Annotated in this window: 23 protein-coding genes; 12 read left to right on the forward strand and 11 right to left on the reverse strand. The window is 60.2% G+C overall.

Going from position 1 to position 24,928, the window contains the following annotated elements; genetic code table 11:
• Window positions 1-44: 44 nt before the first annotated feature.
• On the reverse strand, window positions 45-1,946 hold the full coding sequence (locus NQ491_RS00340) for an amidophosphoribosyltransferase (protein ID WP_019245361.1): 1,902 nt from the start codon (window positions 1,944-1,946) through the stop codon (window positions 45-47).
• Window positions 1,947-2,222: 276 nt separating this feature from the next.
• Here NQ491_RS00340 and rbr point away from each other — a divergent pair, with 276 nt between their 5' ends.
• On the forward strand, window positions 2,223-2,801 hold the full coding sequence (gene rbr, locus NQ491_RS00345) for a rubrerythrin (protein ID WP_019245360.1): 579 nt from the start codon (window positions 2,223-2,225) through the stop codon (window positions 2,799-2,801).
• 166 nt (window positions 2,802-2,967) lie between these two features.
• Here rbr and NQ491_RS00350 read toward each other — a convergent pair whose 3' ends face one another.
• A complete protein-coding gene (locus NQ491_RS00350; RefSeq protein ID WP_019245359.1) occupies window positions 2,968-3,852 on the reverse strand; it encodes a helix-turn-helix domain-containing protein in 885 nt (294 codons plus the stop codon).
• A 446-nt stretch (window positions 3,853-4,298) separates the two neighbouring features.
• On the opposite strand from NQ491_RS00350, the gene NQ491_RS00355 reads away from it, so the two are divergent.
• The gene (locus NQ491_RS00355) at window positions 4,299-5,144 is read left to right on the forward strand and encodes a phospholipase A (RefSeq protein WP_019245358.1); all 846 of its coding nucleotides are present in this window, start codon (window positions 4,299-4,301) and stop codon (window positions 5,142-5,144) included.
• A 251-nt stretch (window positions 5,145-5,395) separates the two neighbouring features.
• On the opposite strand, the gene NQ491_RS00360 is transcribed toward NQ491_RS00355, so the two are convergent.
• A complete protein-coding gene (locus NQ491_RS00360; RefSeq protein ID WP_074431110.1) occupies window positions 5,396-5,983 on the reverse strand; it encodes a phosphatase PAP2 family protein in 588 nt (195 codons plus the stop codon).
• Window positions 5,984-6,319: 336 nt separating this feature from the next.
• Between NQ491_RS00360 and NQ491_RS00365 the strand changes: the two genes are divergently transcribed.
• Together NQ491_RS00365 and NQ491_RS00370 are read left to right on the forward strand one after the other, a co-directional pair.
• Window positions 6,320-8,398: a hypothetical protein gene (locus tag NQ491_RS00365; protein WP_019245356.1), complete on the forward strand. Its 2,079-nt coding sequence runs from the start codon at window positions 6,320-6,322 to the stop codon at window positions 8,396-8,398.
• A gap of 160 nt (window positions 8,399-8,558) precedes the next feature.
• Window positions 8,559-8,735, forward strand: coding sequence for a histone H1-like protein Hc1 (locus tag NQ491_RS00370; RefSeq protein ID WP_019245355.1), 177 nt, complete (start codon window positions 8,559-8,561; stop codon window positions 8,733-8,735).
• 121 nt (window positions 8,736-8,856) lie between these two features.
• Here NQ491_RS00370 and NQ491_RS00375 read toward each other — a convergent pair whose 3' ends face one another.
• The 7 genes from NQ491_RS00375 to rlmD all read right to left on the reverse strand — a co-directional run bounded on the left by NQ491_RS00375 (window position 8,857) and on the right by rlmD (window position 14,862).
• Window positions 8,857-9,165: an MGMT family protein gene (locus NQ491_RS00375; protein ID WP_019245354.1), complete on the reverse strand. Its 309-nt coding sequence runs from the start codon at window positions 9,163-9,165 to the stop codon at window positions 8,857-8,859.
• A 240-nt stretch (window positions 9,166-9,405) separates the two neighbouring features.
• The gene (locus NQ491_RS00380; protein WP_019245353.1) at window positions 9,406-10,134 is read right to left on the reverse strand and encodes an RluA family pseudouridine synthase; all 729 of its coding nucleotides are present in this window, start codon (window positions 10,132-10,134) and stop codon (window positions 9,406-9,408) included.
• Window positions 10,135-10,563: 429 nt separating this feature from the next.
• Window positions 10,564-11,028 carry a cytidine deaminase gene (locus NQ491_RS00385; protein ID WP_019245352.1) on the reverse strand — a complete coding sequence of 155 codons (465 nt, stop codon included), beginning with the start codon at window positions 11,026-11,028 and terminating at the stop codon, window positions 10,564-10,566.
• Between the two features lie 155 nt (window positions 11,029-11,183).
• Window positions 11,184-11,834 carry a tRNA (5-methylaminomethyl-2-thiouridine)(34)-methyltransferase MnmD gene (mnmD, locus tag NQ491_RS00390; protein ID WP_019245351.1) on the reverse strand — a complete coding sequence of 217 codons (651 nt, stop codon included), beginning with the start codon at window positions 11,832-11,834 and terminating at the stop codon, window positions 11,184-11,186.
• 11 nt (window positions 11,835-11,845) lie between these two features.
• Window positions 11,846-12,547, reverse strand: a complete 702-nt coding sequence (locus tag NQ491_RS00395) for an SIMPL domain-containing protein (RefSeq protein ID WP_019245350.1) — start codon at window positions 12,545-12,547, stop codon at window positions 11,846-11,848.
• A gap of 133 nt (window positions 12,548-12,680) precedes the next feature.
• The gene (locus NQ491_RS00400; protein ID WP_019245349.1) at window positions 12,681-13,427 is read right to left on the reverse strand and encodes a hypothetical protein; all 747 of its coding nucleotides are present in this window, start codon (window positions 13,425-13,427) and stop codon (window positions 12,681-12,683) included.
• A 10-nt stretch (window positions 13,428-13,437) separates the two neighbouring features.
• The gene (gene rlmD / locus NQ491_RS00405; protein ID WP_019245348.1) at window positions 13,438-14,862 is read right to left on the reverse strand and encodes a 23S rRNA (uracil(1939)-C(5))-methyltransferase RlmD; all 1,425 of its coding nucleotides are present in this window, start codon (window positions 14,860-14,862) and stop codon (window positions 13,438-13,440) included.
• 81 nt (window positions 14,863-14,943) lie between these two features.
• Here rlmD and NQ491_RS00410 point away from each other — a divergent pair, with 81 nt between their 5' ends.
• From NQ491_RS00410 to NQ491_RS00440, 7 genes are all read left to right on the forward strand, one after another.
• Window positions 14,944-15,609, forward strand: a complete 666-nt coding sequence (locus NQ491_RS00410) for an MBL fold metallo-hydrolase (RefSeq protein WP_019245347.1) — start codon at window positions 14,944-14,946, stop codon at window positions 15,607-15,609.
• A complete protein-coding gene (locus NQ491_RS00415; RefSeq protein ID WP_232423188.1) occupies window positions 15,606-16,406 on the forward strand; it encodes an FkbM family methyltransferase in 801 nt (266 codons plus the stop codon). Before NQ491_RS00410 ends, NQ491_RS00415 begins: the two co-directional genes overlap by 4 nt.
• Window positions 16,403-17,077 carry a tRNA (guanosine(37)-N1)-methyltransferase TrmD gene (gene trmD, locus NQ491_RS00420; RefSeq protein ID WP_019245345.1) on the forward strand — a complete coding sequence of 225 codons (675 nt, stop codon included), beginning with the start codon at window positions 16,403-16,405 and terminating at the stop codon, window positions 17,075-17,077. Before NQ491_RS00415 ends, trmD begins: the two co-directional genes overlap by 4 nt.
• 383 nt (window positions 17,078-17,460) lie before the next feature.
• Window positions 17,461-18,597, forward strand: coding sequence for a lipid-A-disaccharide synthase (gene lpxB / locus NQ491_RS00425; protein WP_019245344.1), 1,137 nt, complete (start codon window positions 17,461-17,463; stop codon window positions 18,595-18,597).
• A complete protein-coding gene (locus NQ491_RS00430) occupies window positions 18,594-19,217 on the forward strand; it encodes a fumarylacetoacetate hydrolase family protein (RefSeq protein ID WP_019245343.1) in 624 nt (207 codons plus the stop codon). Before lpxB ends, NQ491_RS00430 begins: the two co-directional genes overlap by 4 nt.
• 166 nt (window positions 19,218-19,383) lie before the next feature.
• The gene (locus NQ491_RS00435) at window positions 19,384-19,977 is read left to right on the forward strand and encodes a Maf family nucleotide pyrophosphatase (RefSeq protein ID WP_019245342.1); all 594 of its coding nucleotides are present in this window, start codon (window positions 19,384-19,386) and stop codon (window positions 19,975-19,977) included.
• Window positions 19,978-20,017: 40 nt separating this feature from the next.
• Window positions 20,018-22,111 carry a S46 family peptidase gene (locus NQ491_RS00440; protein ID WP_019245341.1) on the forward strand — a complete coding sequence of 698 codons (2,094 nt, stop codon included), beginning with the start codon at window positions 20,018-20,020 and terminating at the stop codon, window positions 22,109-22,111.
• Between the two features lie 760 nt (window positions 22,112-22,871).
• Here NQ491_RS00440 and NQ491_RS00445 read toward each other — a convergent pair.
• The gene (locus NQ491_RS00445; RefSeq protein ID WP_019245339.1) at window positions 22,872-23,705 is read right to left on the reverse strand and encodes a CvfB family protein; all 834 of its coding nucleotides are present in this window, start codon (window positions 23,703-23,705) and stop codon (window positions 22,872-22,874) included.
• Window positions 23,706-24,014: 309 nt separating this feature from the next.
• Between NQ491_RS00445 and NQ491_RS00450 the strand changes: the two genes are divergently transcribed.
• A complete protein-coding gene (locus NQ491_RS00450) occupies window positions 24,015-24,920 on the forward strand; it encodes a lytic transglycosylase domain-containing protein (RefSeq protein WP_232423187.1) in 906 nt (301 codons plus the stop codon).
• The last annotated feature ends 8 nt before the right edge of the window (window positions 24,921-24,928 follow it).

The following is a 24,928-nucleotide window of genomic DNA, read 5'->3' on the forward strand; positions in this document are numbered from 1 at the left end:
TTCTCCGCCGTGTCGCTCGCTCGGTCCCGGACGGCCGTCTTGGTTTAATATGCTCTTTCGTTGCGTTTCTCGTAAAAGTTGACGAACGCCTGATCGGCGACCGCGTTGCCGCCCGGGGTAGGGTAGTCGCCGGTGAAGTACCAGTCGCCCCCGTGCGCGGGGATCGCCTCGTGCATGTTCGGCACGGTCTGGTAGATCACTTCGACCTGCGAGCGGATATCCGGCGCCTTGATGATCTGCGCGATCTTAGCCGAAATCTGCTCGTCGGTGAACGGCTCGTAGATTCGTTTGACGCAGTTCGCGGCTTGGCTTCGCTCGCCTTGCAACTGCTCGAGACATTCGCGGTAGACGTCGTCGATGAGCGTCTGCCGTCCGCTTTCGCGCAGCAGTTCGACAGCGGCCCGGAAGGCGACGAAGTCGCCCAGTCGCGACATGTCGATCCCGTAGCAGTCCGGATAGCGGATCTGCGGGGCCGACGAGCAGACGACGATCTTGCGCGGCTCGAGCCGGTCGAGTATCCGGACGATGCTCTGCCGCAGCGTCGTGCCCCGCACGATCGAATCGTCGAGGATCACCAGATTGTCTTTTCCGGCACGTATCGTGCCGTAGGTGATGTCGTAGACGTGGGCCACCAGATCGTCGCGGTCGTTGTCCTGCGTGATGAACGTCCGCATCTTGACGTCCTTGATCGCCACTTTCTCGAAACGGGGCTTGAACCGCAGGATCTCCTTGAGCCGCTGTTCGGTGAGCGAGCCGTTCTCGCGGAGAATCCTTTCGGCGCGGATATGCTGGCAGTATTCGTCCAATCCTCCGACCAGTCCGAAAAAGGCGCTCTCGGCCGTATTGGGAATATAGGAGAAAACCGTATTTTCGATGTCGTGGTCGATGCTGCGCAGGATTTGCGGCACGAGCAGCGCGCCCAGCCGCTTGCGTTCGCGGTAGATGTCGCGGTCGCTTCCGCGCGAGAAGTAGATTCGTTCGAACGAGCAGGGGCGGATGGGCTGCGGCGCGGTGAACGGTTCGACCGAGAAGTCCCCGTCGCGGCGGACGAGCAGCACATGGCCCGGCTCCAGTTCCCGGACCTGCTCGTAGGGCTTGTTGAATACGGTCTGGATCACCGCGCGTTCCGAGGCGGCCACGACTACTTCGTCGTCGCGGTAGTAGAACGCCGGACGGATGCCGCAGGGGTCGCGCATGACGAACGCGTCGCCGTGCCCGATCATGCCGGCCATCACGTAGCCGCCGTCCCAGCGACGGGCTGCCAGCGAGACGACCTCTTTCAGGTCGATATGCTTGGCCAGCAGGTCGGTAATCTGCTGCTTGGAGTATCCCTTATCTTTGAAATAGCGGTATTTGTCGTCGTTCTCGCGGTCGAGGAAATGTCCGATGCGTTCGAGGATCGTCACGGTGTCGGTTGTCGCCGGCGGGTACTGTCCCAGTTCGATCAGGCGCCGGAACAGCTCGTCGATGTTCGTCAGGTTGAAATTGCCGGCCAGTACCAGACTGCGCGTCATCCAGTTGTTCTCGCGCGAGACGGGATGCACGTTCTCGATGTTGTTCTTGCCGAACGTGCCGTAGCGCAGATGGCCGAGGAACACCTCGCCGGTGAATCCGACATGGCGCTTGAGCCACTGCGCGTCGCGGAGCCGCTCGGGGTTTTTCGCCGTCGCCTCCGCGATCCGCGACTCGATGCGCTGGAAAACGTCTTTGATAGGCGTGGCGGTGTTCGAGCGCTCGCGGTCGATGTAGACGCATCCGGGCTCGGGATAGAGCTTGATGTTGGCCAGTCCGGCTCCGTCCTGTCCCCGGTTGTGCTGCTTTTCCATCAGCAGGTGCATTTTGTTCAGCCCGTAAAAGGCCGAGCCGTATTTTTTTAGATAGAAATCGACGGGTTTCAGCAGGCGGATCATGGCGATGCCGCACTCGTGTTTGATCGAATCGCTCATAACAGTATTTGTAAGGTGCCCGTTCGGATTCGGAAAGGGTTTCCTATCGGCCGAAGCGCCTGCCAAAGATATCTATTTTTAATCGGCCGAGCAACATTTTCGGGGGGGAGACGGGGCCGTGCGGTTCGCGCCGCTTTTCCCGCGATAGTTCCGGCTTATGGCCTGATCGTATTTTATGATAGGCGGAAATGCGTCGTATTCGCGCATTTATCTTATCTTTGCTTATGGAAAAAATACCGACGACCGGTGCCGGTGTCATTTAAAACTTAAAGCAAGATGGGAAAAAGTATCAAAGGAACCAAGACCGAGCGGAATCTGCTCAAGGCGTTCGCCGGTGAATCGCAGGCGCGCACGCGCTACACGTTCTTCGCCAGCGTGGCCAAGAAGGAAGGTTTCGAACAGATCGCGGGCGTCTTTCTCGAGACGGCCGATCAGGAAAAGGAGCATGCCAAACGTTTCTTCAAGTTTCTGGAAGGCGGCATGGTCGAGATTACGGCCAGCTATCCGGCCGGCGTCATAGCGACGACGCGGGAGAACCTGGCGGCTGCGGCCGCGGGCGAGAACGAAGAGTGGACCGAGCTCTACCCCGAGTTCGCGCGGGTGGCCGACGAGGAGGGATTCCCCGCCGTTGCCGCGACGTTCCGCTTCATCTCGAAAGTCGAGGCCGAGCATGAGGCCCGGTACCGGACTTTGCTCGCACGCGTCGAGGCGGACAAGGTGTTCGAGCGCGACGAGGAGATCGAATGGCAGTGCCGCAACTGCGGGTATGTGCACAAGGGCAAGAACGCGCCCGAGATGTGCCCGTCGTGCAGCCATCCCAAGGCCTATTTCGAACCGAAGAAGAACAACTACTGAGCGAGGTGAAGCCTCCGATTTGGGGGCTGCGTCGCGAACGCAGGGCGGAGGAGCGATCCTCCGCTTTTTTTCGTCGGGTCGGCGCTTTGCGGGGCGGCATCCCCGATACGAGCCGGGAGCGCCGCGCAAGGGAAGGCTTGCGGCAGGTCTCGGTCGATTCTTGGCCTCAGGACCGTCTGTATCGCATGGGGGACAGGCCCGTGTGCTGCTTGAAGTATTTTCCGAAGAAGGACTGGTTGGCGAAGTGGAGTTCCTCGGAAATCTGGAGTATCGTCAGGTTGGTCGACTTGAGCAGGGTTTTGGCTTCGAGTACGACGTAGTCGTCGATCCACTGGCTGGCCGATTTTCCCGTCAGCTCCTTGATTACGTTCGACAGGTGCTTCGGCGTCAGGCAGAGCTTGTCGGCGTAGAACGCTACGCTCCGTTGCTGCTTATAGTGCTCGCCGACCGTGCGTATGAACAGCTCGAAGAGCTCGTCCTTTCGAGTCTGGGGCTTTGGACAGACCGGCTGGTGCTGATCGAATATGTGGGCTATGTCGAAGAAAAGCGCATGAAGCAGCGACAGGGCGATCTCACGCTGGTAACGGTGGCTTTTCTGCCTCATTTTCTGCCGGAGGAACGAGTGGTACTCCAGTATCCGGACGATTTCGTCCGGATTCAGGCGCAGGCACGGATCGTCCTTGAGTCGCAGAAAAACGGGCAGGAACTGCTGGATTCCCAGCAGCGAGTTTTTGACGAAATCGGTCGATATGGCGAATGCGCAACCGGTAAAATCGTCGCTCTCGCCGTGTCGCTGGACGATTTGCCCGGGCATCAGAATGAGCATGTCGTTGGTACGGAACGTGTATTCCTTGAGGTTGATGCTGGCGCTGGCCTCTCCGCTGAGACACAGGGAGAGCACGGCCAGATTGATCCGGCTCGGATATTCGAAAACCGGAACTCCGCCGAAGTCGTCGAACACGGCCAGATCGTGGCCGATCGTTTCGATGTTCTCCCGGGCTTCCGGATTGATCGTCGTCAGGTCGAGGCGCGGGATGTTGTGCTCTTTCATGGCTATGACGTTGAGTTCAGGACAAACTTAACAAATAAGTTCCGGTTATCGGACGACAATCTGACGAATCGGATATTTTTGCAGGAATATGGAACTGTCCGGAGGTTGTATATTCGCGGCTCTTTGTCCAAATTTGCATTCGATGCGGGGCGTTTTTTTTCTGCAATAAAAGCCGGTTCCGCGTTCGGGAGTCCGGTGCTTTCCGAGGGACGGCCAAACCGAGATTCCGCGCATGGCCGAAATTCGTCGCGTAGGGAGGCGACCGCCGTTCCGGCCCGGGAATTGAACGTATGGTTCCGTGCAGGGCGACGCGGGGAATCAGTAGGGAACCGAGAACAGGTCGGAGCGGGATTCGCCGGGAGCTGCGGATTCCTGTCCGTTCCCGGACCGTTTTCGGTGCGTCGGAACAACGTGCCCGGCACCCATTAATTATATCGGATCGAAACATGAGGAAAAAAATAGCGGCCCTTCTGCTGATCTTGTCGTGCCTCGGTTCGGCGGAAGCCCAGAAGCACCGGCGTCATCCCGATCCGGAGCGGTTTCCCGACACGGCCGAGGTCTACAGCCGGCTGGAGTCGGTTCCTCCGTTCGGAATTTACAAGGATAACTACTTCGTCACGGGCTCGAGCTTTTCGGGCGGGAAGCTGACCAAGAACAATTCCGACGCTAAGTTTCAGATCAGCATCCGTCACCGCCTGATCAAGGGCGTGCTTCCTTTTCATACTTACCTGTTCCTTACCTATACGCAGAAGTCCTTTTGGGATATATACAAGAAATCGAAACCTTTCGCCGAGAGCAATTATAACCCGACGCTCGGGCTGGGCACTCCGATTACCCGCCGGGACAAGCTCGTGGGACTCGGGATGCTGCAGTTCGAGCATGAGTCGAACGGCCGGGGAGGCGATTCGTCGCGCAGCTGGAACCGGATTTCGCTGACGGGGATATTCGAGTTCAACCGGCGCTTCAGCGGGGAGCTCAAGCTCTGGATTCCGATGGGGCTTTCCGACAATCCCGACTATGTACGCTACGGAGGCTACGGCCAGGCAGCCGTCAATTACAAGAGCCTCGACGAGCGGGTCCGCCTCTCGCTGCTGGTCGTCAAACGCGGCGGCTGGAACCTGAACGCGAACCTGCGTCTTGAGGCGGGCTACCGGCTTTCGAGACGCAGCAATCAGTATCTTTTCCTGCAATATTACAATGGTTATGCCGAAAGCATGATCGAATACCGGCAGTTCCACAGCTACTGGCGGATCGGTTTTGCGATCAAGCCGCGCGGGTGGACGATTTTCTGAATTACCGGCATGGCCGCATTCGCTCTGGTCCGGCATGCGAGTCTGCCTGTCGGACGAGTGCGGAGGTCCGAGGAAAGGCGAAACCTACATCCGGTTGATGCCCTGCCGCCCGTGGCCGCCCGTTTTTTCGGACCGATGCTCTCGGACGCTCGGCGGGACGGTTTGTCCGTTTCGGACAAGGCTCGATAGGAGGACACCGGTGTTGTGCCGCCCAACGCGCGGTCCGATCCGCTCGTTTGCGCTTGGATGACTCAGAACACGAGGGCGGCGCGGACTCCGACGCATTCGCCGACCGGGCCGACCGGAACGACGGCGAGCGACGTCCGCCGTTTGCGGTAGGGCTTCGTAAACAGGTAACCGCAGCCCGCTCCCAAAGCCGCTCCGGCGAGCACGTCCCAAATGTCGTGTTTTCGCGCGCCGGCTCCGATGCGGCTCCAGCCGACATAGACGGCCAGCGCGTAGGCCGGAGCTCCGAATTTCCAGCCGTAGCGTCGTTGGATGTACGATGCTCCGGCGAAGGCGACCGCCGAGTGAATGGACGGGAAGGCCGGCCCTTCGTGTCCTGCCGGCCGGGATTTGCCGATCGCGTATTTCAACCCGTAGCCGACGGCCAGATCGGCGGCGCACGCCAGAGCCAGTTGCTTGACGCCTTGACGGTCTCCGACAGCCAGCGAGACGATCAGTCCGGCAGCCGGGAGGGCGACCGCAGCGATATCGCCGGCGATTTCCGGCGTTTTCGGGCTTTTCTCGGACGTGCGGGCGGCCGCCGGATTCGGTGCCATGCACAACAAAGCCAGCGCGGCGATGATTCCGACTCGATATGGGCGTGAAACGTGCATGGACGACTTTTAAAAACGGATGTTGCCTTACGGGCGCCGGTTCCTGTTCCGGGCTGCCGGCGGGGCTTCTCTTGCAAATTCCGGGCTAAAGCCGGTGGCGGACGGCTGTTTTCGGTTTCGCCGTCCCGTTTGCCCGTCGTCCGCGATTTCCGTTTCCTCGGCTGGCCGGACCGGGGAACCGGCGGGAGGTAAGCGTCGTTCTCGATATTTTTCATAACGGACGGAGCGGCTTGATCGAAAATTTGATAAATTTGTATGGCTGTCGTTCCGGGACGTGAATTCGGTGAAAGGGAATTCCGCCGGCGGTAGCCGACCTGAACTTAAACCTAAACTGTTATGAAAAAAAGAAGAACGATCGAACGCTGTGTCCGTTTGGGCGTGGCGATCGCCTGCGTCTCGGCGGCCACGGTTCTCCGTGCCGGAGATCGGGCCGAGGTCTCGGTTGCAGGGTCGGAGAGGGCCGATACGGCCTCCTTCCGCGACATTTATCCCGACACGTGGGTCGCCACCGATGCGGTGGGACGAACGATGCCGACCGAGGAGGAGGTCGGCCTGCCGAAGAATGACCAGCGCCGCGTAGTGGGTATTTTCTACATTACCTGGCATACGCAGGGACTGCACAACCTGAAAAGTCCCTATACGGCGGATGTGACGAAGATTCTGGAACAGGACCCGTCCGCGCGTCTCGATGCGCATCATCCGCTCTGGAAGGAAGGCTCCTATCACTGGGGCGAGCCCGAGATGGGCTATTTTCTCAGTCAGGACGAGTGGGTGATTCGTAAGGACGTCTCGATGCTGGCCGATGCGGGCGTCGACGTGATGATCATGGACGTGACCAACGCCGTCCGCTACTGGGACGAGTGGGACGTGATCTTCCGTACGATGCAACGGATGAAGGCCGAGGGAAACAAAGTGCCCAAGTTCTGTTTCTGGGCGTTCAACGGTCCGGTGATTACCGTCGTGCAGGATCTCTACGACCGCATATACAAGCCCGGTCTCTATTCCGACCTGTGGTTCGAGTGGGACGGCAAGCCGCTGCTGCTCTACAACAGCCGTCCGGGGATCGATGCCGCGGAGAGAAGCATTTCGAATACCAATCCGCACTACGATCCGGACGCGGTGACGAATCCTGCCAATCCGCATTTCGGCGATCCGGACTATACGGAGAAGGTATACAAAGATTACACGTCCGAGGTGAAAGACTTTTTCACGCTGCGCACGATGTGGTGGGGCTATTACGAGTGGGGAGGCGAGCGTTTCGTCGGCACGGAGGACAACTGGAGCTTCGGCTATAACATGGCCGATCCGAAGGTAGCCGCCCTGAAGCCCGAAGAGTTGCTTTCGACGCATAACGGTCGGCGCGAGCAGGCTGCCGTGACGCCGGCCCAGCATCCGGTGACGATGGGCGGGACCGAGCCGATCGGCGTCGGGAAATCGTGGTCGCGCGCATCGGGCGAGCCGCAGCTCGACGAGCACGACCTGCCCGTTCCGACCTATGTGCCCTGGCTCGGCAAGACGGTCGAGCATCCCGAGCATTACGGCATTTACTTTCAGGAACGCTGGGACGAGGCGCTCGCGTGCGATCCCGAGTTCCTCTATATCAACGACTGGAACGAGTGGACGGCCGGCAAATACCAGCCCGGCGGCGAAGGTAAGACAGTGTCCTGGCTCCGCCGACAGAGTCCTTTCTTTTTCGTCGATCAGTACAACGCCGAGTTCAACCGCTGCATTCATCCTGTCAAGGGCGGCTATACCGATAACTATTACATGCAGATGGCCCAGAATCTGAGGCGTTATAAGGGCGCCCGTCCGATTCCGCGCCTCGAGGGCTATGCCGAGGCGAAAGCCGACGGCGATTTCGGCGAGTGGGATGCCGTGACGACCGAGTACCGCGATACGCGCGGCGACGTGTTCCACCGCGATGCGAAAGGCTACGCCGGGCTGCACTATGTCGATACTTCGGGCCGGAACGATATTCTGACCGCCAAGGTGGCTGTCGGACGGCGCGCGATCGGGTTTTATGCCGAAACGGCCGATGCGCTGACGCCGAGCGACGGAAACAACTGGATGCTGCTGCTGATCGATGCCGACAACGATTCCTCGACCGGCTGGTACGGCTATGACTTCGTGATCAACAAGAAAGTGAAGGACGGCCGGACGACGACGCTGATGCGCTACGATTCCGATTCGGAGCAATGGATCGAGGCGGCCGAGCTGCCTTACCGCTACGAGGGAAACAGGCTGGAGGTCATCGTGCCTCGGAAGCTGCTGGGCCTGACCGGCGACGGGTTTACGTTCGACTTCAAGTGGAGCGACAACGCCTATGAACTGGAGGACCCCATTTCGCTCTGCTTGCACGGGGACACGGCGCCGAACCGGCGTTTCAATTATCGTTGCATCTGGAATCGCCGATAAAATCGGCTCGGAGAGGTAAAAAATGGACCGCTTTCTTCTAATTTATTGGGGAATTGCTATATTTGCATGCGGCAACGAGGCTCCGGGTCGCGTATGCGAGGGTCGTATAATAAGGCCCGGGGAGTATGTCCGAATGTTTAATCTTTAAAAGAATATCGTTATGAAAGAGTTAGTAGCTCAAATCAAGGAGCAGATCGCCGCATTCACCGAGAACGCCGATCTTCAGGTAGAGAAGAACAACAAGGCTGCCGGAACCCGTGCCCGCAAGGCTGCGCTGGAGTTGAGCAAGCTGCTGAAGGATTTCCGCAAGGTGTCGGTAGAAGAGGCTAAGAAATAGGCTCTGAGCCGTTGAGTCGAGCGGAGCTGTCCCTGAGGGGCGGCTCCGCTTTTTTGCATCCGTGTCGAGCCTTCCGAAGAGGACCATGGCGAGTCCGATATCGGCTTTTGGAAAGCGGCTTTTACTCGGTCTCCGGATTCCAGCGGCTGCGCCGCATGTCGACATGGCCGTTGGACCTGAAGGCTACGTCTTCGTTTTCCAACAGGATTTTTTGTTCGGGCCAGGCGGGAACCGTCCGTCCCTGACTGTTCACCACCCTGTGGCAAGGCAGGCGGGACGATGCCGGAGCCCGATGCAGCGCCTGTCCTACCATGCGCGAGCACAGCGGCCTGCCAGCCAGCGAGGCGATCTGCCCGTAGGTTGCGACGCGGCCGGGCGGAATAGCCCTCACGATGTCGTATATTTCTCGGTAAAATTGTTCGCGATCCATCGATTTCGTCGTCCGGTTCGGTTCGTTTGCCGGCGGAATCCTCTGAGCCTATGTATCGGAGCCCGTTTCCCGCGATGCGGTTATGGCTTCCGGTCAAGGCCGGTGCATGACGATCCGCATTCGAGTTCAGGGCTCAGGGGCTGCGGCGGACCGTTCCGCAAAATATCCGTTCTCTATCGCCGTTCGGTCGCGCGGCAAGCCCCGGAATATCCTGTTTCGCTCGCATGGCCGGGCAGGACCTTACAAGCCGTTTCCTCCGATGCTGGAGGACTGTTGCTGCCCGGCGGTCTGTTCGAAATATTTCCACAGGTTATCCTGCGGCGGTACCGGCGCCGTGATGAGGACCGGACTGCGGCGGACCGGATGGACGAACTCGATCGAGCGGGCATGCAGCGAGATGCTGCCGTCGCGGTTCGAGCGCGGGGCTCCGTACTTCAGATCGCCGCGGATCGGGCATCCTATCTTCGACAATTGGGCTCGTATTTGGTGGTGTCTTCCGGTGAGCAGCTCGATTTCGAGCAGCCGGTAACGATCGCTTTCAGCCAGTAGCCGGTAGTCGAGCCGGGCTTCCTTGGCGTCGGGGACCGGACGGTCGTAGGCCTTCGTACGGTTCGTCCGCCCGTCGCGCATGAGGAAATGCCTGAGACTTCCCGATTCGGGCGAGGGACGGTTCTCAGTAATAGCCCAATAGATTTTGCGGATACGTCTGTTTTTGACCGTCTCGTTCATGCGCGCGAGCGCCTTGCTCGTTTTGGCGAACAGGACCGCTCCGCTGACCGGGCGGTCGATCCGGTGTACGACGCCCAGAAAGACGGCTCCGGGCTTGCCGTCGCGGACGCGGATCATCTCCTTGACTTCGTCCTCGAGAGCCGGATCGCCCGTCGGATCGGGCTGGACCAGCTCGCCGGAGCGCTTGTTCACGACGATCAGATGGTTGTCTTCGTATAGTATTCGTTCGGGTTCAAACATATGCGGTCGTTTCGGGTATTCATGCGGCGCCTGCGCGTTTGTGCCAAAGACGGCATGTTCGGTTTCGAATTGGCTGAAGGCGGAGGACGGTTATCTCGCCCGTATCGGTTTCTGTATATCCGTAGAAACGGTTCGTCCGTGAAAAACGAGCCTTTCGTCGGCCGGCGGGGCCGAATCCCGTTCCGTTTTCTGCAAGCCCGGAGGGATTTTCGCAGACGGACGCGGGCCGTTTGCGTCGTTCTTTCTGCCCGTGCCGGTCGAAAACGGCGATGTCTCGGGTGCATGGTGCGATCCGCGTAGCCGGGACGGCTTTCGGGAGAACGGCCGGACAGAAGACGGCTCTTTTCCGTTCGGCTGTTCGGGAAGAAAAAGAGAGCGCCCGGGTTACGGGTTCGGCAGCTGCGGTCGTTTTTTTGCTTGTCATGGGATTCATTCGAGCTCGAACGTGAAAGGCAGCAAGGCGCGCGCGGATTCTACGACCGTCGCGCTGCAGGCGCCGCACAGGATCAGCCGGATCGGAGCGCCCTGCCTCTTTTCGGTGTCGGCGATCACCTGCCGGCATGCTCCGCAGGGCGAACATTCCCGCGAAGCGGGCAGCGAGGCGATTGCCAGCGCGCGGACTTTCCGTCCGCTCCGGTTCGACTGCACGTAGTAAAGCAGGCTGCGTTCGGCGCACATGCCCGAGGGAAAGACCTCGCTTTCCTGATTGGCTGCCGACACGATTTCCCCGTCATCGAGCAACGCGGCTGCGCCGACCCGGAAGTCCGAATAGGGCGCATACGACTTCGAGCAAGCCTCGGCGGCACAATTCGCCAGCCGCCGCTCCGCCTCGGGCAGGTCCTCCAGCGGAGCGTACCGCAGGTATTCGAAAGAGTATAGCCGTTTTTCCTTCATAACGGTTGTCGTTGTTAGCGCATGGTCCGCTCTTGCCCGATTGCCGTGCGGACGGGTTACGGTCCGGCCGGTTCCGTCCGAGTTCCCGAAGCATGAGCGGGTTGCTGCAATCGCTTTGTCCTGTCCTTTGGGTCGTTCCGGACGCTTCCGGGGATTTATCCGACCGGTCTGACGGCCCGCACCATATGCCTTTTGCCGAGGGCTCCGGGCAGGCGCTTCACGTCGAATCCCGCCTCGCGCAGATTGCGCTTGACCGCACCCTTGGCCGAATAGGTGACCAGCAGCCCTCCTTCGCTCAGGATGTCGAATATCCGGCGGAAAACGTCCGCCGTCCACAGTTCCGGTTGCGTGTCCGGAGCGAAAGCGTCGAAGTAAACCAAATCAAAGGTAGTGTCAAATTCGTAATCCTGCAAGGAAGTTTCGACCTTTCGGATGCGGAATCGCTCGGTAATTCGCGCCGGAACGTTCCACGGAGCCTCGTGCAGGGCCATGAACAGCCGGTCGGCTCCGTAGCTGAGTTGCGCGGCGGTTCGCGGATCGACGGGATAGGGCTCCAAGGCCGTATAAGCCACCGTGCGGTTCATAAAGAAAGCGGCCCGCGCCGTAAGCCATGCGTTCAGGCCGCTGCCGAACCCGACTTCGAGCAGCCTGACATGGGGCAGGCCGCTTGCCGCGAACCCTTGCCGTATGTAGACGTGCATCGACTCTCCCGTCGCTCCGCGCGTAGAGTGGTACGTATCGCCGAAGACGGGATGCCTCAGCGTGGGCGTCCCGTCTTCAGTTAGCTCTATGGTCGGCCGGATCATGTCCGTTCCGCTTAGTTCAGCAGAAAGCGGACCGTGACCGAGTGCTCGATCCTGATTTTTTCGAATTCCAGATTCGGAGCCGCTTCCGCCGTGCCGGCCGCATCGGCGACGGCGGCGCTTTTGGCCATCAGCATCACGTTCGCATAGCGGGGCGTGTTGTAGCCGTAGTCCTGAATATAGACGGCCGGACCGGCCGTTTGGCCTACGGCTTCGGCCAGCACCTCGGCGTTCTTGCGGGCCGCCTTGGCCGCATCGGCGCGTACTTGCTGGCGCAGCTCGTCCATGTTCGACACGTCGGTGCGCTCGATGTTCACGTCGGCGATCCCTGCCGCCTGCAGAGCTTCGAACGCTTGTCCGAGCTGCGCGGCGCTGGAGACTTTCAGTTGGTAGGTTTTCGTCGAGAGAATGGCGTTCTTACGCAGGAAATAGGTTTGCAGGTCGCTCGTCATGTCCTGCACGACCAGATCCTTCTCGATGTCGATGTGCGCGGCTTTCAGACGGCGGAACATCTCTTTTTCCTGTTGCTCGACCGAGACTTTCCCCTTGTTGTCCTTTTCGTTGATGACGATCCGCACGTAGATTTCGTCCGGTGTCACCTCCATGTCGGCTTTGCCCGTCACTTCGATATAGGGTTTGTCGAGAAAATTCTTTTCCTGAGCCGAGGCGCCGGCGGCTATCAGCAGCGCGGCGGCGAGTACGATCGTCTTTTTCATCTTGTTTCGAGTTTAAAGGTTCTCTTTTCGTATGGATGTTCTGTATTATTCAGATGCTTCCCGCTTCCGGAATGTTGCATTTTGGTCTGGGGAAGCGTTGTAAATTTGCATGTTGCGTGAGACGTAAAAGATGTCATTCCGCCGCAGACCGGTCGAATAGCATCCGGCTCAACGCGTTGACGAATGCCGTTTGTTCTTCGGTCTGGCAACAGCTGTGCCATGCTTGGGAAAATGTTCTTGTATCGGTGCAGTCGCGTAAAATCGGAGCGGAGAAAAGGGTGATCGCCTGCCAACCTACGGGATTGAGGCGAATCAATCGGTACAGATATTTTCCGATCAGATTGTTTCTCGGACGTCCTTTATTCTCGATTTCCGTCGGGTCGGTTGCAAGTTCTTTTGCCCGTGTCTGGCAAAATCCGGCCAACGAAACCTCCCGAATCTCGCCCGAGTCGGCCAAATGAGTTGCCAAATAGTCTGCGTGACAACAAGCATAGGACGGGTCGAATTTTTCGAAGAATGCACCGCTTAATTCCAACAGGTAATCTGATGCCGCTTCGCATAAACATTCGGGTATCCATTTTAGGGCATCTGTTTGCGGATAACAATCCATGACAACGTGGCTCAATTCATGGCTCAGTTGGTAAATAATTTGGGACCAGTATTTTGTTGAGGCGTTGAGGTAGATTCGGAATTTTTCTGTTTGTCCCGGATTCATGCGCTGCGGTGCAGTCAGAGGATAGTCCCTGTCCCATTTGACTACGGCGATGCGATCTCGTTGCAAGTGCCGTTGCGGAAACAGAATACAAAACGTCTCGAAGATGTGGAGGATGATTCTTCGGTCTAATTCGCAATAATAGTTGTCAATGATAAATCGTTCCATGAGTACGGATTCATATCCTTTGTTCGTTTCTCCGGACCAGCAGCACGACGTTTTCGACGTGGTGGGTGTGCGGGAACATATCCACCGGCTGAATGCGGAGCACGCGATAGTCGGCATCGAGCAACGCCAAGTCGCGGGCCTGCGTGGCCGGGTTGCAGCTGACGTAGACGATCCGTCCGGGCGCTGCGCCGAGGATCGTGCGCGCGACGTCCTCGTGGATACCTGCCCGGGGCGGGTCCAGAATCACGACGTCGGGCCGACCGTTGCGCTCGACGAACGCCTCGTCGAGCACGTCCTTCATGTCTCCCGCGTAGAACGTCGTATTGTCGATGCCGTTGAGGCGCGAATTGGTCCGGGCGTCCTCGATCGCTTCGGGCACGTACTCGACGCCGATCACTCGCGACGCCCGGGCGGCGACGAAGTTGGCTATCGTGCCCGTGCCCGTGTACAGGTCGTAGACGGTTTCCTGTCCGGTCAGCGCGGCGAACTCGCGGACTATCTTGTACAGTTCGTAAGCTTGGGACGAGTTGGTTTGGTAGAACGATTTCGGCCCGACCTTGAAACGCAGGCTTTCCATCTCTTCGAAAATATGGTCGCGCCCGCTGTGCAGGCGGATTTCCAGATCGCCGATCGTGTCGTTGAGTTTCGTGTTGACGACCCACATCAGCGATGCCAGTCCGGGAAAGCGCTCTCTCGTGTGGCTCAGCAGCGCGTCGATGCGCTCGCGGTCGTCTTCCCCGAACACGACGATCGCCATCACCTCGCCCGTCGACGCGGTGCGCACGATCAGGTTGCGCATCAGTCCCCGATGCTCGCGGATATCGTAGAACGAGTAGCCCCGGTCGATGCAGAATGCGCGGACTTCCTGCCGGATCGCGTTCGACGGATCGGGCTGCAGCCAGCATTTGCGGATGTCGAGCACCTTGTCGAACAGTCCCGGAATATGGAAGCCGAGGGCCGGTTCCCGCGCCGGCTCGTCCTGCGCGGCGATCTCCTCGGGCGTCAGCCAGCGCCGGTCGCTGAAAGTGAATTCCAGTTTGTTGCGGTAGAACAGCGTCTGCCGCGAGCCCCTGATCGGGCCGATCTCGGGCAGCTCGATTCCTCCTATGCGTTTCAGTTGCTCGGCGACCTGCTCCTGCTTGAAGCGGAGCTGTTCGTCGTAAGGCATGTTCTGCCACTTGCATCCGCCGCAGACGCCGAAATGCTCGCAGACCGGCTCGACGCGCAGCGGCGAGCGGCGGACGAAACGGACGATACGGCCCTCCATGTATCTCCGGCGTTTGCAACACACCTGTACGTCGACCACGTCGCCCGGCACGGCCATCGGAACGAACACGACGATGTCGTTCCATCGCCCGAGCGCCTTGCCCTCGGCGGCTACGGCGACGATTTCGAGCGACTCGATCAGCGGATGATTCGCTTTTTTTCTTCCCACTTATTTTCCCGTTTTGTTTTTTACCACAGTAACTAATCGCTATCTTTGTCTGCGATTGCGGCGTAAATATAGGACAAATATATGATAAAGACCGGAGTTATCGTTTCCAATCCGTTTCAGGAGAATACGATCGTGCTGTCGGATTCTACGGGCGAGTGCATCATCGTCGATGCGGGCGGATACACCCCGCAGGAGAACGCGGCGCTGTCGAAATACATCGAGCAGAACGGGCTGCGCCCCGTCATGGCCGTCAATACGCACGGTCATGTGGACCATATGCTCGGCGTGAATTACGTGAAGGACACCTACGGCGTTCCGTTCGCGATCGACGGGCGCGATGCCTTTCTGATCGAGTCGGCGCCGACTCACGGCGCGATCTACGGGTTCCGGGTCGATTCGGTGCCGGGCATCGACGTCGACCTGCAGGGGCAGAAGGAGATTCGTTTCGGCCATACGACGATGCGGATCATCGAGACGCCGGGCCATACGCCGGGTCACATCGCGCTGTACAATCCCGAGCAGAAACTGCTGCTGACGGGCGACACGCTGTTCCGCGAGAGCATCGGCCGGACGGACCTGCCGGGCGGCGACTACAGCTGGATCATGCGGAGCATACTCGACAAGCTGATGCCGTTGGGAGACGACGTGCATTTCTATCCCGGTCACGGGCAGGACAGCACGATCGGCCACGAGGCGCTCTACAATCCGTTCGTGACCGAGGTGCTCGGAGGAGAGGTGAATTGTTGAATCTTAAAAGAGCGAGCGAAGTGGGCGCTGTGGGACATGCGGTCCGCCGGGCCATGTACCGGACTCTGTCGCTGGACCGTTATCTGAAGACGCTGAGCGGAATGTACCTGCTCGGCTACCGCACGGGGATCGGCCGCTCGGCCGCCTACGAGTATCCCCGTTTCCTGAAAAATCTCGTGTCGGAGGGCGATACGGCGATCGACATCGGGGCCAACCTTGGCTATTACTCCTATGCGCTGGCCTCGTTGGTCGGGCCGCAGGGACGTGTCCGGGCCGTCGAGCCGGTCGAGCCGATCCGCCGCGTGCTGCGGCACAATCTGCGCCGTTTCCGCCATGTCGAGGTTCTCGCCTGCGCGCTCGGCGACGCGGACCGGACGATTCGCATGGGCAACGCGACGGTGGACCGCGACGGCTATTTCGGCACGGGGCAGAACTTCGTGCTCGACAAGCCGGCGGCGGGGTTGGCGCTCGTCGAATTCGAGGCCGAGATGAGGCGCGGCAGCGAGCTGTTCGCGTCGCTCGACCGGATCGATCTGATCAAGTGCGATATCGAGGGCTACGAGCTTGTCGTGATGACCGAGATGCGTCCGCTGCTCGAGCGGCATCACCCGACCGTGCTGATCGAGACCGGGGGAGATAACCGTCCGCGAATCGTCGCGCTGTTCGGCTCGATCGGTTACGACGGCTATGTGCTGAGCGAGGGGACGATGAGGCCGCTCGCCGACGGCGATACGAAAGACATCGTTTTCGTTCACCGCAGCAGGCGGGAGCGCTACCAGAAACTGATCCGGCCATGAGAATAGACATTCTGACCGTCGTACCCGAGTTGTTGCAGAGCCCGCTGAACGAGTCGATACTCAAGCGCGCCCAGCAGAAGGGGCTCGTCGAAATCTGCGTGCACAACCTGCGCGATTACGCGTTCGACAAACACCGTCAGGTCGATGACTACCCGTTTGGAGGCGAGGCGGGCATGGTGATGAAGGCCGAGCCTATTTTTTTGTGCATCGAGGAGTTGCAGCGGCAGCGCAGCTACGACGAGATCATCTATACTTCGCCCGATGGCCGGCGCTACGACCAGCACGAGGCCAACCGGCTCTCGACGCTCGGGAACATCATCATCCTGTGCGGTCACTACAAGGGAGTGGACTACCGGGTGCGCGAACATCTGATCACGAGCGAGCTGTCGATCGGCGATTACGTGCTGACCGGAGGCGAGCTGGCCGCCGCGATTATAGCCGACAGCGTTGTGCGCATTCTGCCCGGTGCGATCGGCGACGGGAGTTCGGCGCTGACCGACTGTTTTCAGGATAACCTGCTGGCGCCGCCGGTCTATACGCGTCCGGCCGATTTTCGCGGCTGGAAGGTGCCGGACGTGCTCTTGTCGGGCAACTTCGCCGAGATCGAGAAGTGGCAGGAGCAGCAGGCGTTCGAGCGTACCGAGCGGTTGCGGCCCGATCTGTTGAGGTAACGGGCCGTGTCGGGGTTGCCCCCGGATTTTTGCCCGGGCATCGGGAAAAGACCGGACGGCAATCGGTCGGGACTTGGCCAAGGCTGCGAACCGCTCGGCGCGGATTCGCAGGGTGAGCCGGAAGATTCGAAGGACGGGTTGAAAACGTCCGGGCGGCTGTCTCGGCCGCTCGTGCGGGAGCAGCCGGCCGTCGGACAGCAAGCGCGTCCGTACGATGGAGGGGCCGGGCGAAAACCGTTTCGCCGGGTTCTTACGGGTATACGATAGAATGAAGGGCCGGCGCGTCTCGGAAACGGAGCGTATGCCGGGAATACGGCATCCCTGTTTTCGTGCGGAAGAGTAGCCGGAGTCGGCAGGTAAATATTTATGCAAACCGAGTCGTTATGAAATACTATCTGATAGCCGGCGAGGCTTCGGGCGACCTGCACGGGTCGAACCTGATGAAGGGCATACTGAAGGCCGATCCCGGAGCCCGCTTCCGCTTTTGGGGCGGCGACAAGATGGCCGCCGTAGGCGGAGCGGAGAATCTGGCGATGCACTACGAGAAAGCGTCGTTCATGGGATTTACCGAAGTGCTGAAGAATCTGCGGACGATCTTCGGCCAGATCGAACAGTGCAAGCGCGACGTGGCGGCCTACGCTCCCGACGTGCTCGTGCTGATCGACTATGCCGGTTTCAACCTTCGTCTGGCCCGTTTCGGCCGCGAGCGCGGCATACCGACCTATTACTACATCGCGCCGAAAGTCTGGGCATGGAAGGAGTCGCGCGTGAAAAAAATCCGGCGTTGGGTCGACCGGCTGTTCGTCATCTTTCCGTTCGAGGTCGAGTATTTCCGTCGCCGGGGTATCGAGGCGATCTATGAGGGCAATCCGCTGATGGACGCGATCGATGCGCGCCGTGCCGCGCTCGGCTCGAAAGAGGAGTTCCGGGCCGTGCACGGGCTCGACGGACGTCCGGTCGTGGCATGCCTGGCCGGCAGCCGGCGCTCGGAGATCGGCTACAATCTGCCGTTCATGGTCGAGTTGTCGGGGCGATTTCCGCAGTATCAGTTCGTCGTGGCGGGCGTGCCGTGGCTTGACCGCTCGGTCTACGAGCCGCTGATCGCGGGCTCGCCCGTGCGCTACGTCTGCGACGCGACTTACGAGTTACTGGCCCACAGCGAGGCGGCCGTCGTCACGTCGGGGACTGCGACGCTCGAGACGGCTCTGCTCGGCACGCCCGAGATGGTATGCTATCGCCGCGACTGGCCGTCGATGCTGATCGGCAAGATGTTTCTCAAGACGAAATACGTCTCGCTCGTCAACCTCGTACTCGGCCGCGAGTGCGTGCGCGAGCTGCTGCAACACCATATGACGATGGCCAATGCGACGGCCGAGCTGCAGGCCGTTCTGCCCGGAGGGGCCAAGCACGAGCGGATAAAGACCGATTACGCCGAGTTGCGCTCGCTGATCGGCCGCAGCGGGGTGTCGGACCGTGTAGGGAGCCGGATGGTCGAACTGCTCAAAAGCGACATGAAATGAAAATCATCTGCATCGGCCGCAATTATGCGGAACATATCGAGGAACTGGACGGCCGCCGCGACATTCCGTCCGCGCCGGTCTTTTTCTGCAAGCCCGACACGGCGCTGCTGCGCAACAACGATCCGTTCTATGTGCCCGCTTTCAGCCGCGAGGTGCATTACGAGACCGAGCTGGTCGTGCGGATCGGCCGCGTGGCGCGTGCGATCGACGAGCGTTTCGCGTCCCGTTGCTACGACGAGGTGGGGCTCGGCATCGACTTTACGGCGCGGGACCTGCAGCGCGACTGCATCGTCCGGGGGCTGCCGTGGGAAATCTGCAAGGGGTTCGACTATTCGGCCGCCGTGTCGCCGCAGTTCGTACCGCTCGCCGAGTTGGGCGGCGACGTGCAGCGGTTACGTTTCGAGATGCGGCTCAACGGCGAGCTACGGCAGCGGGGCGATACGGCGCAGATGATCTTCGGCGTCGATAGGATCGTATCCTACCTCTCGCATTTCATCACGCTGAAGATCGGCGATCTGATTTTCACCGGCACGCCTGTCGGCGTCGGTCCGGTCCGTCCGGGCGACCGCTTGCAGGCATGGCTCGAGGGACGGATGATGTTCGACTTCGATATCAAATGACCGGATGCGGACGCTTGTGTCCCGGCCGCTTGCGGTTCCCAGCGGATCGCTCTCGGAGCGAAACCCGTTCCGCGAACGGAGAGAACGGTGCCGGAGGAGGCCGCACACGCCGCTCGACGGACTGAATCGCACTGATTATTTTTGAATGGCAAAAAACGATCAAACCATGTTGCTCGCAGAAAAGTTGAAAGCCTACCGGCTGATTCTCGCCAGCGCCTCTCCCCGGCGCAGGCAGTTGCTCGTCGGATGCGGACTGCCTTTCGTGCAGGCCGAGCCTTACGACGTGAGCGAGACCTATCCGGCGGGTATGCCGGCCGGCGAGGTTCCCGTTTACCTGGCGCGGCTCAAGTCCGACGCCTATCCGTTACCGCTCGCCTCGTTCGACATTCTGGTGACGGCCGATACGGTCGTCGCCGTCGACGATCATATTCTCGGCAAGCCCGCCGACCGCGGTGCCGCGGTCGCGATGCTGCGTGCGCTTTCGGGCCGCAGGCACCGGGTCGTCACCGGCGTGACGATCCGCACGGCCGACCGCGCGGTTTCGTTTTCCTCGTCGACCGACGTTTTTCTCCGGTCTCTGTCCGACGAGGAAATCGGACATTATGTCGACACGTACGCTCCCTATGACAAGGCTGGCTCGTACGGCATTCAGGAGTGGATCGGCTATGTCGGGATCGAGCGTATCGAAGGATCGTTCTACAACGTGATGGGGCTGCCCGTGCAGCGGCTGTACGTCGAGCTGGACGAACTGATAGGGTAGAATCTGCCGCAATTTGCATATCGACCTTTTGGAAAAATCTATGATGAAGAAATCTTTTATCGCGCTGCTGGCCGCCCTGATGCTGGCCCCGGCGCTGCGGGCCGACCGGGGCATGTGGCTTCCGGCGCTGATAGGCACGCGGATCAAAGACATGCGCTCGAAGGGGTTCCGCCTTTCGGCCGAGGATATTTACAGCGTCAACAAGGCTTCGCTGAAGGATGCCGTCGTGCTGTTCAACGGCGGATGCACCGGCGAACTGGTTTCCGGCGAGGGGCTGTTGCTGACGAACCATCACTGCGGCTACGGCGCGATCCAGTCGCACAGCAGCGTACGGCACGATTACCTGACCGACGGGTTTTGGGCCATGAATCGGAGCGAAGAATTGCCCAACCCCGGCCTGTACGTGTCGTTTCTGGTCCGCATGGAGGACGTGACCGCGCAGGTGCTCGACGGGGTGCGGGACGATCTGCCCGAGGCGCGCCGCGACTCGCTGATCCGGTTCAATGCGGCCCGGGTGGCCGACGCGGCGGTTCGGGGGACCGACTGCCGGGCCGATGTCGAGCCGTTCTTTTACGGCAATCAGTATTTCCTGTTCGTATACCGCAACTACACCGACGTCCGTCTCGTGGCAGCTCCGCCTTCGTCGATCGGCAAGTTCGGCGGCGATACCGACAACTGGATGTGGCCGCGCCATACGGGCGACTTTTCGCTGTTCCGCATCTATGCGGGGCCCGACAATGCTCCGGCCGACTACTCGGAAGATAACGTGCCTTTCCGTCCGCGTCGCTCGCTCGCGATTTCGACGCGCGGACTGCGCGAGGGCGACTTTACGTTCATATACGGGTTTCCGGGGCAGACCCAGCAATACGTTTTGTCCGATGCGGTCGACTATCTGCTGAATCGAGGCAACCCGCACAAGATCGCGCTGAGGACGATGCGTCTCGACATCATGAGCGAGGAGCAGGCCAAGGATGCCGATACGCGCATCCGCTACGCGTCGAAGCATGCCTCGGTGGCCAACGCGTGGAAAAAGTGGCAGGGCGAGAGCCGGGGGTTGGAACGTCTGGGCACGCTCGGCAAGAAGCGCGAGCAGGAGAGCCGCTTCGACCGATGGGCGGCCTCGCATCCCCAGTACACCGGTCTGCTCGGCTGGATGAAGGCCCTGTATGCCGAGCTGGAACCTTACGCCTTCGCGCGCGATTACTATAACGAGGCTTACTGGGCCGTCGAGCTCTCGCGTTTCGCGTCGGCTGTCCGCCGGATGCCGGTGTCGAAACGGGCCGCTGCCGCCAGAGCGTTCTACAAGGATTACAGTCCCTCGATCGACCGCCGGATCGCCGAGCGGATGCTCGGACAGTATCTGGAGAATGTGCCGCAGGAGTTCCGTCCCGAGGCTTTCGTCCGGACGGTCGATTCGCTGGGAGGCGTGCGGGAATTCGTCGACGATCTGTTCGGGAACAGCCTTTTTACTGCACCCGAGCGATTCGAGCGGATGACGGCAGGCGATTCGGCGACCGCGCAGGCTGCGATCGAGGCCGATCCGGCCGTTCGGCTGGCCGATGCCTTCGACGCGGTGTACCGGGATCGTATATTCGGTCGTTACCGCGATCTGAGCGCATCGATCGCTTCGCTCTATCGTATCTATATGCGCGGACTGATGGAAATGGAGCCCGATGCCGTTTTCTATCCCGACGCGAATCTGACGCTGCGCGTCAGCTATGGCCGCATGGAGGGCTACAAGCCGCTCGACGGCGTGTACTATACGCCTCAGACGACGCTCGAAGGAATCATGGAAAAGGACGACCCGACCGTGTACGACTACAATATTCCCCAACGCCTGCGCGATCTGTACGCTTCGAAGGACTATGGCCGCTGGGCTGTCGACGGGACGGTTCCGGTCGCTTTCCTCGCGACGAACCATACGACGGGCGGCAACTCGGGCAGCCCGGTGCTCAACGGCCGGGGCGAACTGGTCGGCCTGAACTTCGACCGCACGTGGGAAAGCACGATGAGCGACATCGAGTTCGACCCGTCCAAGTGCCGTAATATCGCCGTCGACATCCGCTACGTGCTTTTCCTGATCGACAAGGTCGGCGGGGCGGGCTATCTGCTCGACGAGATGGACATACGATAGGAGCGGTGTAGAAAACCGTCTCCGAGAGGCCTTTCCCGCGACGCGGCTATGTCTCGGGAAAGGCTTTTTCGCGTTCGGTCCGCTCGTTCGGGAGGAGGACGTTCCCGTTGCCGGGTCGTTTACCGGCCGGCATTCCGGAATATGGGGCAGCTGTTCCGGCCGCGCGCATTCCGGGTGGCGTTTCCGCTTTCGCGCGCCGAGTATTCGGGAGGTCGATTTTGCGTTTTGCCGCGCAGCGGCGCGAGGCTTCTTTTCAAGGAAAGCGTGGAGAGCGGCGAGTCGTCTCGACAGGGGACGACGGTCCGGGACGCGCTGCGTCCGAATCGTGCGGTCGTTTCCGTAAGGCGGCACATGTTTTCGTGTGCCGGTTTGACGTAGCAGGATTCCTGCGGATTCCGGCCTGACGGGCCCGTTCTTTCGCCGGCTTTTGAGAATATGAGGATTGTGAGGGCGATTATGTTTTTTAACGTACCGAATAATGTTTGCACATGGGATTTTGCATCCGCCGGTTGCGGCTCGCAGTCGCAGGCCGCGTATCCGGTTCGGACCTTGCCCCCGAATCCTGGCCGCCGGAGGAGGGCTCGTGCAGGGAGCCGAGCGCGTCGAAGATTCGACGGTCGGCACAGAGAAAGTTAATGAGGTTCGGGAAGTACGGCGGACGTGTCGGGCGGCGGGTACCGGGATGTGACTGATCGCTTTTGTGGCGATTGGGCCATGTGTTGACTGCGCTTTTTTATTTCTGCGCGGCTCGACTCGCCGCTTATTTCAGCGTAATCCGTTCCTTTTCGAGTATGACGATTCCCTGCTTGAACAGTCGGCCTGCGCTGCGCTTGAACGTTTTCTTGCTCATGCCGGTGTGCTTGTGTATCGCGTCGGGGGCGCTGTCGTCGCCGAGCGGGAGCGTGCCTCCGGCTTTGCGCAGCAGTTCCAGCAATCGCTCGGCCGACTCCTTCACCTCGTCGTATCCCTGCTTCTGCAGGCTCAGGTCGATCCGGTTGTCTTCGGTGATTCGCGTGACATAGGCTTTCATCCGGTCGCCTACGTGTACGGGACGGAAAATCTGATTGCGGTAGATCATGCCCCAGTGGCGGTCGTTGACTACGACGCGGAAACCGATCGGGCTTTCGAGCGCGACCAGAATGTCCGTTTCGTCGCGGGGAGCGACGCTCGGTTCCGCATTGTCGACGAACGATTTCAGGTAGGTCGTTGCGACGGCCCGGCCGGTGATGTTGTCCGAGTAGACGTAGACGACGTATTTCTTGCCGATCTCGATGCGTCCCTGCTGGTTGCGGTTCGGCAGGAACAGGTGCTTGGCCGGAATCCCCCAGTCGAGAAAGGCCCCGTGCACGGTCTTGTCGACCGCTTCCAGAAAGGCGGCCTGTCCGACCGTCGCCAGCGGCCGCTCGGTCGTGGCGACGAGCCGGTCCTCCGAGTCGTGGTAGACGAACACTTCCTTGCGGTCTCCGATCCGGTCGGAGAGCGAGACGAAGCGGTTCGGGAGAAGCACCTCGTCCCCCTCCTCGTTGCCCAGATAAAGCCCGTGGTCCGAAATTCGGCGGACGGTCAGCGTATGGTAGTGTCCTGCGGTCAGCATAAGCGCGATTTTTTGCAAAGCTACGTTATTTCGGCCGATTATTCCTCTTCCGGCCGAATATTCTCTCGGGAAAAGTGCCCGACGGCTTGCCGGAGCGGTTCGTGATAAACGGTTGTCCCGAGCCGGCGGTCGCGGGGTTCGGCACGACAAGGATGCGGCGCTTTATGCGGAACCGGCTCCGTCTCGTTTGATGGACTGGCGGTCCGCCGGACGAACGGGGCCGTCCGTCCGGCTAAGGATCGGAGCGACTCCGAAAAAGGGAATAATTTTCGTATCTTTGTACGCTTGATCTTAAAGTAACGCATGAATATGAAATACCTGTTTTGCTCGCTGCTCGTACTGGCCTCCGTTTCGGCCTGCGCGCAGCCTTCCGGCGCTCCGGCTCCTTCGTCCGTTACGTTGGCCCCTGTCGTCGTGCCCGCGTTGCCGCAGAGTCTGGAGTTTGCCGGCGAGGCGGTGCCTTTGGACAACTACGATACGCGCGAGAGCCTGTTGCGCGAGCTGATGAGCTGCATGTACCTCCACTCGCGCACGACGCTGACGCTGCTCGCCACGACGCGCTATTTTCCGGTCATCGAGCCGATCATGAAAAAATACGGGATTCCGGACGACTTCAAGTATCTCTGCATGGCCGAGAGCGGGCTCGACCCTAACGTCCGCTCGGGAGCCGGCGCAGCCGGCCTGTGGCAGTTGATGCCGGTCTATGCGAAGTCGGTCGGGTTGCTCGTAGGCGGGGACGTCGACGAGCGCTACGATGTGACGAAGGCGACCGAGGCGGCTTGCCGCTATTTGGCCGACGCTTACGAGCGGCTGGGCAGTTGGACGTTGGCCGCCGCTTCGTACAACGTCGGCATAGGGGGCGTGTCGCGACGGCTTGCGAAGCAGGGCGTCGATTCCTATTACGATCTGTTTCTGCCCGCCGAGACGCTGCGCTATGTCTTTCGCGTGCTCGCTTTCAAGCTCATCGCGCCCGATCCGGCCGCCTACGGGTTCCGTATCGACCCCGACGATTATTACAAGCCGCTGACGGACTACCACGAGGCGACGGTCGAAGGCCGGCCGATCGATTGGGCCGCCGTCGCGCGCAGTCACGGGACGAACTACAAGATGCTCCGCGAGCTGAACCATTGGATCAGAGACTACGACTACGATAATAAAGCCGGCCGTTCGTTCGTTATCAAGGTTCCGAACCGGGATTTCCGTCGCGCACGGTAGTCCGGGGA

This window comes from Alistipes ihumii AP11 (assembly GCF_025144665.1).
GTDB lineage: Bacteria > Bacteroidota > Bacteroidia > Bacteroidales > Rikenellaceae > Alistipes_A > Alistipes_A ihumii.